The sequence below is a fragment of the Trebonia sp. genome, from assembly GCF_049794275.1.
Lineage (GTDB): Bacteria > Actinomycetota > Actinomycetes > Streptosporangiales > Streptosporangiaceae > Trebonia.
Genome location: NZ_JBARCR010000246.1, coordinates 1 through 9,396 on the forward strand (window position 1 = coordinate 1; position 9,396 = coordinate 9,396).

The following is a 9,396-nucleotide window of genomic DNA, read 5'->3' on the forward strand; positions in this document are numbered from 1 at the left end:
GCGATAGTCAGGCCGGCGATCACGGCCAGGTAGACCGCGGCGACGATCGCGACGGTCAGCCCCTCGGTGCGGGCCCAGTGCGGGGCGGCTGCCCGCGCGACCCCGGTGATCGCGATGGCGAGCAGGACAGCCAGGCCGGCCGACCACCCCAGGCCGGCGCACAGCTGCCGGCCGGTGACCCGCTCAGGGCCGGCCGACTCCGGGCTGGCCGGGTGATCGCGGGCGAAGCGACGGCGGACCGGGCGGCGGGTCGTCGGGGAGTTAAGAGCCATCACATTCCTCTCCGCTAACTTGGTGCGACTAGGAAAATGATGTCACCCAAATCTTGCTGCGTCAATATTTTTTTGGTAACCTCAGACTATGGATGAGGAACTGGGGCTGCGGGAGCGCAAGAAGCACAAGACCCGCCAGCTCATCGCGGCCACCGCCCTGGAGCTGTTCGCCCGGCGCGGTTTCGAGAACGTGAGCGTGGCCGAGATCGCCCGGGCGGCGGAGGTGTCCGAGACGACCGTGTTCAACTACTTCCCGACCAAGGAAGACCTCATCTACCAGGGACTGGAAGCCTTCGAGGACGAGCTCCTGCAGGCCGTCCGCGACCGCCCGCCCGGCGAGGGGGTCCTGCAGGCCTTCGGGCGTTTTATCCTGCAGCCCCGCGGCCTGCTCGCCGCCGACGACCCGGCCAGCGCCGACGCCCTGGTGTCGGTCTCCCGGCTGATCGCGTCCAGCTCCGCGCTGACTGCCCGCGAGCAGCAGATCCTCGCCCGCTACGCTCGCTCGCTCGCCGCGCTCCTAGCCGAGGAGACCGGCGCCAGCCCCGACGACCTGACATCCCAAGTCGTGGCCAACACCCTGATCGGCATCCACCGGGCCGTCCTCGACTACGTCCGACAGCGAATAACGGCAGACCCCGCCGGCCCGCGCCGGCTCGCCCGGGCCCTACAAGCCGACTGCCAGAAAGCGCTAGACCTGCTGGCCGCAGGCCTGGCCGGATACGACGTCAGGCCCCCACCAGCCGCCACTGCGCAAGCTTGAGGAAGCCGACTATCCCAGCAGTGAGAAGACCAGAACGGCTCCACGCAGAAGACCACGGTTACCCTTACCAGCCGCGGCCGCAAGGCGCTCGATGCCTACACTCAGGCCTTCCGCGACCTGCTCGGCGGGCTGTAACTGACCCGCGCGGGGCCTGGTCTTCCCGACCGGCCCCCGCCAAGGCGTGCAAACGCCTTCTCTCGATTAATCCGCCGGGCTCTGGCGGCCTGATTCGTAGCGGCACCATCCAGCTGGGAGATAGCCATGCCAAGAACCACCGATACAGCCGCAGGCGATCCCGGAGCCCCCGAGGCTCTGGGCAGCGATCCACATGGCCCCGGCGCTCCGGCCGTCGAGATCTCGCATCTGCGCAAGGCCTACGGACCCGTGATCGCGGTCAGCGACATCTCGTTCTCGGTCGCCGAAGGGGAGATCTTCGGCATCCTCGGCCCGAACGGGGCCGGGAAGACGACCACTGTCGAGTGCACCATCGGATTGCGGGCCCCGGACTCGGGGGCTATCCGGCTGCTGGGCATCGATCCCCAGGCCGACAAAGCCCGGATTCACGAGATCACCGGAGTGCAGCTGCAGTCGGGCGCCTTTCCGGCCAAGCTCAGGGTCGGCGAGATCATCGACATGTACCGGTCCTTCTACCGCCATCCCGCCGAGACCGGGGAGCTGGCGGAGGTGCTCGGGCTGGCCGGCAAGCGCCACGCTTACTACCGGTCCCTGTCGGGCGGCCAGCAGCAGCGGTTGTCCGTGGTGCTGGCACTCATCGGATCGCCCAGGATCGCGGTCCTGGACGAGATGACAACCGGGCTCGACCCGCAAGCCCGCCGGGATGCCTGGGAACTCATCGAGCGCGTCCGTGACCGCGGAACGACGGTCCTGCTGGTCACCCACTTCATGGAAGAAGTCGAGCGGCTATGCGACCGGGTAGCGCTCATCGACGCCGGCCGCATTGTCGCGCTGGACACGCCGGCGGGCCTGGCTGCGCAGGCAACCGGGGTCAGGACCGTCCGGTTCCTGCCGTCAGGACCGTTCGACGAAAGCCTGCTGACGCGCCTGCCGGACGTCACCGCGATCGAGCACGACGGCCGCCACATTGCCGTCACCGGTACCGGCGAACTCGCCACCGCCGTGATCGTCGCCCTGCATGAGGCGGGCGTCGAGACGACGGATGTGCGGATCGACGCGTCCACCCTGGAGGACGCCTTCGTGCGGCTCACCGGACGGAACCTGCACGAGGCAGAAGAAGGAGCCCAGTCATGACCGCACTCACGCTTACCCGGCCGCGCGCGCCGCGCGCCGCGTTCGCCCATATTGTGCTCAACGAGGCGAGGCTGGCCTGGCGGCAGCCGGCCGGGATGATTGCCGGCGCCGGCATCGCCGTGCTGCTCCTGGTCATTTTCGGCGAGATCCCGGCGTTCCAGAAGCCGTCAAGCAGCCTGGGCGGCTATTCGCCATTCGACGTCTACATCCCGATCCTGATGTGCTTCTCGGTAGCGCTTATTGCGTTCACCTATCTGCCCGGGCCGCTGGTCTCCTACCGTGAACTCGGCATCCTGCGCCGCCTCTCCACGACGCCGGTCCCCGCGTACTGGGTGCTAGCCGCGCAGATGATCGTCCAGGCGTTCCTGATGGCGGTCACGCTGGTCCTGGTTGTCACGGTGAGCATCGTGTTCTTCGGGATCACAGCCCCGAAGAATCCGGCCGCAATGGTGCTGGCGATCGCACTCTGCGTAGCCGCGCTGTTCGCGATCGGGCTGTCGATCGCGGCCCTGGCCCGGACCGCCGGCGCTGCCCGTGGCCTCATGGCGGCGGCGCTCTACCCGATGCTGTTCTTTTCCGGGCTGTATTTCCCGGTGCAGCTGATGCCGACCGTGATCCAGGACATTAGCAAATACACCCCGCTCGGGGCGGCCGTGCAGGCGATCGGAGACACGTGGGTGGGCCAGTTCCCGCCCACGCAGCCGCTGCTGGTCCTCGCGGGATACGCGGTGGTTTTCGGGTTCCTCGCCAAGCGCTATTTCAGGTGGGAGTAGCACGGTGACCGCGGCAGCGCGGCCCGCGCCAGCCGCCGGACCAATGAAGGACCCCGAGGTCAGCCAGGAAACCTGTCCAGGTCACCGATAGGTCAGCCTGAGGTGGGTCCCGAGCTGCACCAGGCTGATGCCCCGGGGGCACATCACAAGCGTGCCCAGCTGGAGCACAGCGCCAGGCAGTTACATTGCCCCGGTGACGGCATAGCAACGACTTCCGCCCATCACGGCGCCCGCGGGGGCCTGACGGCAACCTCAGCCTCGCCTCGCTCGCCGGGCAGTTCGCGGAGCCAGCGCCGCAGATACCCTCAGCCTCGCACCGTCGGGGCTGCAGCGGGACGGCACTGCCGGAACCATAAGAAGGGCGGCATGCGGTGCGCTAGACCGCCTAACCGCTGCTCCTGGCCAGGATGGCGCCCGGAACCGGCGGTGCCGTGAACCGCTCCCTCAGCCCCCGATCCGTCCGCTATATGTCCGTAACCACTGCGAGACGGCACATAATACAACAAGGCGGCACAATGAGGAAACGGCCCGCAGGCCGCGATCATCGCAGGCCAGGGGCCGTTTTCGCTGATGGTGGCAGGTGTTGGGTTCGAACCAACGTAGGCTGAGCCGACGGTTTTACAGACCGCTCCCTTTGGCCACTCGGGCAACCTGCCAAGCACCGCCCTGTGGGGCGGCAGAGAGAAGAATAGCGGACAACACGACTGGTTGCGACGCGGACCCTCCGGCATCGTTGCCGGTGTCCCCGCCGCCGCGCACACCGGAATCCGGAGCGTCCGGTGTGACGACAGGCTCCGTACCCGTCTAACCTGATGGTCATGCCTAGCGAGTCCAGCTTTGACATCGTCAGCAAGATCGACCGCCAGGAAGCCGATAACGCGCTGAACCAGGCGGCGAAGGAAATCAGCAACCGGTTCGACTTCCGCGGCGTAGGCGCGTCCATCGCCTGGTCGGGCGAGCACGGCGTGGAAATCCGCGCCAACAGCGAGGAGCGGGCTAAGGCGGTCCTCGACGTCTTCAAGGACAAGCTCGTCAAGCGGGGGGTCTCCCTCAAGCACCTGGACCCTGCCGAGCCGAGGGCGTCCGGCAAGGAGTACCGCATCTCGATCGTCCTCAAGGAGGGCATCACCCAGGAGAACGCGAAGAAGGTCTCCAAGATCATCAGGGACGAGGGACCGAGCGGGGTCCGCGCGCAGGTCCAGGGAGAAGAGCTGCGGGTCTCGTCGAAGAAAAAGGACGACCTGCAGGCCGTCATCAGCCTGCTCAAGTCCAAGGACTTCGACTTCGCTCTCCAGTTCACCAACTACCGCTGAAACAGGCCGCGTACAGGTCATCTAGCCGCGCGCTCTCTTTCGGGGCCGGTTGTCAGGCACATCCGGGGCACACTGCCGAGGGTCGCATCACCGTGCCCGGCTCCGGGCCAGCACGCTCAGGCGAGTGCCATGAGCGGCAATCGAAGTCGATCTGTAGCCACGGAGGAATCCGGTCAGGTGTGCTAGTCTCACCGGTCGGTCGCGGGCACGGGAGTGCTATGGCAAGCGTGTTGACGTGGTATGACGTGCTCGGTGTCTTGCCGGGCGCCTCGCCGGGCGAGGTGCATTCTGCCTACCAGGCCCGGACGCGGCTGCTGGACCCGCAGATGTTCGCCGGCGCTCCACCGAAGGTGCTGAAGGCTGCGGACATTGCACGGGCCGCTGTGGATGGAGCCTGGCGTATTCTGCGTGACGCTGCAGCCCGGCAGCGGTACGACGAAGAGATCGGCGCCTGGGGAAGTGCAGACGGCCTCGACAAGCCTGCACCGGTTCCCTCGGGGCCAGGCGCGGAGCAGTATAGGGGTGTCACCGCAGATATGGCGATGGCGGCGCTGGCCGACCTAATGACCGCGCACCCCGGTCCCGCGCGGCGGGTCATTCTGCCGGACCTTCGCGGGCTCTTCACACGTTCGTGCCTGCGCGCTGCCGGTGATCTTGGCCTGCACCTGGAAATGGTCCGGCTCACCGCACAGCCAATGCCCGTTGAGGGGCTAGTTGTTGATCAGTCTCCACCGCCTGGCACGAAGGTGCGCCGATCGAGCACCTTGACAGTGGAGATCTGGCACCCACCGCGCCGCAGTACCGGAACTTAGGTAGTTGCGGACCATCGGAACCGTCGGCCTGCATAGGCGCGTTCTGATGATTCCGGTGAGGCGATCTCCAGTTAATGACACCCTGTCTTAAGATCGTAAATCGCTTCTTAAGATCGTAAATCGCTGCTGTCACGGGAACGCGCGCCCAACAGATGACCGTAATTCCGGGACGACCCAGATACCGAGCGTGGATCCACCGGACCGGATCATGTCGCACATCAAGTGACGCCACGTGTCGCAGATCAAGCGGAGCCGGACAGAAGCTGTCTCCTGGTGTCTCCTGATGCGACCCGACCGTGTCGCCGACCGTGTCGTGTGCCAAGTCGCCGACCGGTGCCGACCGGACCTGACGCTCTTATTTCTGTCAAGTGGCGGGGCTGTACGTGACGCTAACCGCGGTCCGCTGCCTGTCCGGGGCGCCATGGGACCACGCGCCTGCTTGGGGTCAGACGCGAAGTCGCTGCGGGATCGCGTCAGCGCGGCCAGAGGTTAGCACCCTCGCCAGTCCCCTGCTGAGCAGGTCAACCTGCTGGGGGGTCAGGTCCAGGGCGAGGGTAACATCGGCCGGCATACCCAGGCTGCCCGCAGCTTCCTCGGTGAGCGTAAGGCGAAGCCGCCCGCCGTCAAGTTCGCACTCCCGGATACCGCCGTAGTGAGTCGCCTGCCCGGGATCGACCACCAGGCAGTAGGTGTCCATGCCGAGCCTGATCTCCTGCGGATCGTCGCCGTCGCGGCATTCCGTGAACGACAGCGACCAGGAGCCCGGAGCGTCAGTCTCGCGGATCGCCACTACGTAGAGGTCACTGTCGTAGTCGCCCACGTGGCATACGACCGCTGGTGCCCATCCCTGCTGCCCATGACCCTGCATTCTCGCTCCTTGTCCTGGCTGGCCGGACGCCGACAATGTAAACATTCAGCCCTGTTGTCTGTTCAGTTGGAGTTTTAGCTTTCCGCTCTTCGGCCTCGTCTGGTCGGCGTCCTGGTGCCCGGTGCCTGAGTTGACCTTGCCCTTGGGTCAGGGCTGATCATGGTCTCGTGACGGAGATGGCATCGGATACCGGGCCCGCCGTGCTGCCGCCCGACAGCCATGTGCATAGTCAGTGGTCGTGGGACGCGCTGGCCGGATCGATGGAAGGCACTTGCCAGCGCGCGGTGGAGATCGGGCTGCCCGCGGTGGCGTTCACCGAGCACGCCGACTTCACTCCGTGGTCGCTGGGACCCGGCGAGAAGATCCCCGGCGAGTGGCGTCAGCTGGTCAGCGACGGCGTGCTGACCCCGCCCGCGCTCGACCTGGACGGCTACCAGGACTGCCTGCGCCGCTGCCGGGAACGATTCCCGGGCCTGCGCATCTTGTCCGGCGTCGAGCTGAGCGAACCCCACTGGCACTGCGGCCGGGCCGCGGCCCTGCTGCGCGACGGCGGCTTCGACCGGGTCCTGGCCGCCGTGCACTCTGCGCCGGCAGGCACCGGCTTCACCGTGGTCTCCGATCAGTTCCGCGGCCAGGCCCCGGCCCAGGTCCTGCGCGGCTACCTGGCCGAAACCGCAGCACTGATCAGCCAGTTCGATGCCTTCGAGGTCCTCGCCCACATCGACTACCCGGTCCGCCGCTGGCCGCAAGACGCCCGGCCCTGCGATCCGTGCGAGTTCCAGGATGAGTACCGGCACGTGCTGCGGACCCTGGCCGGCGCCGGGAAAGTCCTCGAAGTCAACACCAAGGTGCCGCTGCATCCCCTGATCCTCACCTGGTGGCGGCAAGAAGGCGGCCAGGCCATTACCTTCGCCAGCGACGCCCACGACCCGGCCGCACTGGCGGCCGGCTTCGCTGACGCCGCGCATATGGCCGAGGCCGCTGGCTTCGCCGCCGGCCCCAGGGACCCGTGCGGTCCCTGGGGCCGGAACTCATTCCCGGCATGACCCTCGGCACCAGCAACGCGGCACCGGAACCGGGCAGATGGCCTACTCCAGCTGTTCAGGGTGACTGCTGGAAACCCGGCAGGCGGGAGGCGCCGGGTCGCGGGTGTCCGGCTGAACGGGACACCTGTGGCCGCAGGGTGGTGCTGGTGTCCCCGGGGCGTTGCGGGAGTTTGCCGGCCGGCTGGACGTGTCGTGTTGCTTGCGGCTGGCCGCCTCTGATGTAGTGCCGGTGTGCCTGATGCGCCCGGTGTGCCGTATGACGCGGATGCGCTGCGCGCGGAGAACAGGCGGCTGCGGATGCTGCTGGAGGACAAGGACGCGAAGATCGCGGAGCTGGAGGAGCGGGTCGCGCGGCTGAAGCGGCTGATCTCCCGCAACTCGGGGAACTCATCGATGCCGCCGAGCACGGATGACCTGCCGGGCAGGAAACCGCCGGAGCGCAGGGCCCGCCGCGGAGGTGGCCGCAAGCCCGGCAAGCAGCCGGGCGCGCCAGGCGCGTACCTGGCCTGGAGCCAGGACCCGGACACGATCATCGATCATTTCCCGCAGGGTAGGTGCACGTGCGGTGCTGACCTGTCCGGCGCGGCTGACCTGGGAGTGCGGTATTCGCACCAGGTCACCGACCTGCCTGAGGCACGGGCGGAAACCGTCCAGCATGACCGGCACGAAGTCCGGTGCGCATGCGGCCAGGTGCAGGTAGCGGACGCGCCCGCGGAAGCAGCGGGCGCGCCGGGCACGGTCACCTACGGGCTGAACTTCCAGGCCTGGTGCGTGTTCCTGCTGGTGATGCACCACATCCCCGTCGAGCGGTGCGCGGACATCATCGAGTCGATGTCCGGGACCCGCCCCAGCGACGGGTGGGTGCACAGCCTGCTGGAGCGCGCCGCTCAGGCGGTGGCCGCGGCGAACATGGCGATCCGGGCGCTTATCCTCCTCGCCCGCGTCATCTGCGGAGACGAGACCCCCGTGCGCGTGGGCCCCGGCCCGAAGTCCCGCAAGAAGTACCTGCAGGTCGCGTGTACGAACCTGCTGACCTGTTACGTCCTCGGCGAGCGGGACCTGGCCTCCTTCAAGGCCTTCGTCTACAGCGACCTGCACGGCACCGTGGTCGTGCACGACCGGTACGTCAACTACGACTCCTTCGGCGCGATCAGCCACCAGCTGTGCTGCCAGCACCTGCTCCGTGATCTCGAAGACGCCGCCCAGTCCTACCCGGATGCCATCTGGCCCGGCCAGATCGCAGAAGCCCTGCGCGGCCTCATCCACGCCGCCAACGCGGCCCGCGACCAGGGCCTGAGCGCCGTGCCCGCCGAGATGACCGCGGAGCGCCTGACGCCGTTCCGCCGCAGCGTCACCGTCGGGCTATCCGAGGTCCGCCGCGTCCCCGGCGCGAAGAGCAGGCAGCCGCCGGCCCGGATGCTGCTGGAATGCTTGCGGCACCGCGAAGCCGACGTGCTCAGGTTCCTGACCCACACCGCCATCCCGCCCACCTCCAACCAGGCCGAACGCGACCTGCGGCCCTCGAAAACCCAGCAGAAGATCAGCGGCCGGCTCCGCTCGGTAAAAACCACCCGCGACCGGTACGCGATCCGCGGCTACGCATCCACCGCGGTCAAGCACGGAATCGCCGTCTTCACCGCCATCCGCGACGCCCTCGCCGGAAACCCGTGGATACCGCCCGTCCCCGCGATCAATTGATCCGCGCCCGAAACCCGCTACACAACGCCACGTAAAGATAACTCAAGTCCGCACGCCTGAATGCTTACCCGACAATGACTCATATTCTGGGGTGCCGCGCGCGAAGCATTGCGGGAATGGCACCGTATCCGGCCACGCAGGCAGGGTGATCACGGGACCGACCAGGTTTAACCCCGTGCGAGAGCAGACGGCTAGCGGTGGTCGGCGGGCTGCCAGGAGCGTACACTTTGCTACATGCCATGGCCTTTTCGCAATCGCGGAATGGTGGAACGGACCTGCCTTGACTGCGGCCAGATGTGGGTACTGAAGGCTGCAATGGCAGGTCGCAAGCCTCCCCGTGTCCCACGATCCTCCGTAGGGTTTGACATGAAGTATGCGCAGCAATCGCGTAGCCCTTTCACCAAGACCGGGACGGATCAATTTCTGGCCGCTACGCATATTCATGACGCCGATGTGGAAGATGAAGATTCCAAGCTTTTCAGAGAGTTGCAGGTCTGCCCGAAGTGCAGCGGCAGCCGGTATACACAGCGGCGCATTCACGGTCGGGGAGACAGTGCAGCACCAGGCGCTTCGCGCGCCCCATAA

The 9,396-nt window shown here is 67.1% G+C and carries 9 protein-coding genes and 1 tRNA gene; 7 read left to right on the forward strand and 3 right to left on the reverse strand.

What is annotated here, in order from left to right; all coding sequences use genetic code 11:
* The coding region (locus tag WA805_RS07040; RefSeq protein WP_425241932.1) for a hypothetical protein at positions 1 to 272 on the reverse strand (272 nt) is incomplete at its 3' end.
* An 88-nt stretch (positions 273 to 360) separates the two neighbouring features.
* Between WA805_RS07040 and WA805_RS07045 the strand changes: the two genes are divergently transcribed.
* From WA805_RS07045 to WA805_RS07055, 3 genes are all read left to right on the forward strand, one after another.
* Positions 361 to 1,032, forward strand: a complete 672-nt coding sequence (locus tag WA805_RS07045; RefSeq protein WP_422285848.1) for a TetR family transcriptional regulator — start codon at positions 361 to 363, stop codon at positions 1,030 to 1,032.
* Between the two features lie 261 nt (positions 1,033 to 1,293).
* Positions 1,294 to 2,301 (forward strand): ABC transporter ATP-binding protein, encoded by a 1,008-nt coding sequence (locus tag WA805_RS07050; RefSeq protein WP_422274317.1) that lies wholly within the window; start codon positions 1,294 to 1,296, stop codon positions 2,299 to 2,301.
* Positions 2,298 to 3,074 (forward strand): ABC transporter permease, encoded by a 777-nt coding sequence (locus WA805_RS07055; protein ID WP_422274315.1) that lies wholly within the window; start codon positions 2,298 to 2,300, stop codon positions 3,072 to 3,074. Before WA805_RS07050 ends, WA805_RS07055 begins: the two co-directional genes overlap by 4 nt.
* 571 nt (positions 3,075 to 3,645) lie before the next feature.
* Here WA805_RS07055 and WA805_RS07060 read toward each other — a convergent pair.
* A tRNA-Tyr gene (locus WA805_RS07060) sits at positions 3,646 to 3,730 on the reverse strand.
* A gap of 162 nt (positions 3,731 to 3,892) precedes the next feature.
* Here WA805_RS07060 and WA805_RS07065 point away from each other — a divergent pair.
* Together WA805_RS07065 and WA805_RS07070 are read left to right on the forward strand one after the other, a co-directional pair.
* A complete protein-coding gene (locus WA805_RS07065; protein ID WP_422274313.1) occupies positions 3,893 to 4,387 on the forward strand; it encodes a YajQ family cyclic di-GMP-binding protein in 495 nt (164 codons plus the stop codon).
* 218 nt (positions 4,388 to 4,605) lie between these two features.
* Positions 4,606 to 5,199 (forward strand): PASTA domain-containing protein, encoded by a 594-nt coding sequence (locus WA805_RS07070; protein ID WP_425241933.1) that lies wholly within the window; start codon positions 4,606 to 4,608, stop codon positions 5,197 to 5,199.
* Positions 5,200 to 5,644: 445 nt separating this feature from the next.
* Here the strand turns inward: WA805_RS07070 and WA805_RS07075 are convergent, their stop codons facing one another.
* Complete coding sequence (locus tag WA805_RS07075; RefSeq protein ID WP_425241934.1) at positions 5,645 to 6,019, reverse strand: Imm10 family immunity protein; 375 nt, start codon at positions 6,017 to 6,019, stop codon at positions 5,645 to 5,647.
* Positions 6,020 to 6,243: 224 nt separating this feature from the next.
* Here WA805_RS07075 and WA805_RS07080 point away from each other — a divergent pair, with 224 nt between their 5' ends.
* Together WA805_RS07080 and tnpC are read left to right on the forward strand one after the other, a co-directional pair.
* Positions 6,244 to 7,113, forward strand: a complete 870-nt coding sequence (locus tag WA805_RS07080; RefSeq protein ID WP_425241936.1) for a PHP domain-containing protein — start codon at positions 6,244 to 6,246, stop codon at positions 7,111 to 7,113.
* A 231-nt stretch (positions 7,114 to 7,344) separates the two neighbouring features.
* Positions 7,345 to 8,811, forward strand: a complete 1,467-nt coding sequence (gene tnpC / locus WA805_RS07085) for an IS66 family transposase (RefSeq protein WP_425241935.1) — start codon at positions 7,345 to 7,347, stop codon at positions 8,809 to 8,811.
* Positions 8,812 to 9,396 lie beyond the last annotated feature (585 nt).

What these genes read in the sequence shown, in the direction of transcription:
- WA805_RS07050 (WP_422274317.1), top strand. Translation starts at nt 1,294, where the DNA reads ATGCCAAGAACCACCGATACAGCCGCAGGCGATCCCGGAGCCCCCGAG.
- WA805_RS07055 (WP_422274315.1), top strand. Translation starts at nt 2,298, where the DNA reads ATGACCGCACTCACGCTTACCCGGCCGCGCGCGCCGCGCGCCGCGTTC.
- WA805_RS07070 (WP_425241933.1), top strand. Translation starts at nt 4,606, where the DNA reads ATGGCAAGCGTGTTGACGTGGTATGACGTGCTCGGTGTCTTGCCGGGC.
- WA805_RS07080 (WP_425241936.1), top strand. Translation starts at nt 6,244, where the DNA reads ATGGCATCGGATACCGGGCCCGCCGTGCTGCCGCCCGACAGCCATGTG.
- WA805_RS07065 (WP_422274313.1), top strand. Translation starts at nt 3,893, where the DNA reads ATGCCTAGCGAGTCCAGCTTTGACATCGTCAGCAAGATCGACCGCCAG.
- WA805_RS07045 (WP_422285848.1), top strand. Translation starts at nt 361, where the DNA reads ATGGATGAGGAACTGGGGCTGCGGGAGCGCAAGAAGCACAAGACCCGC.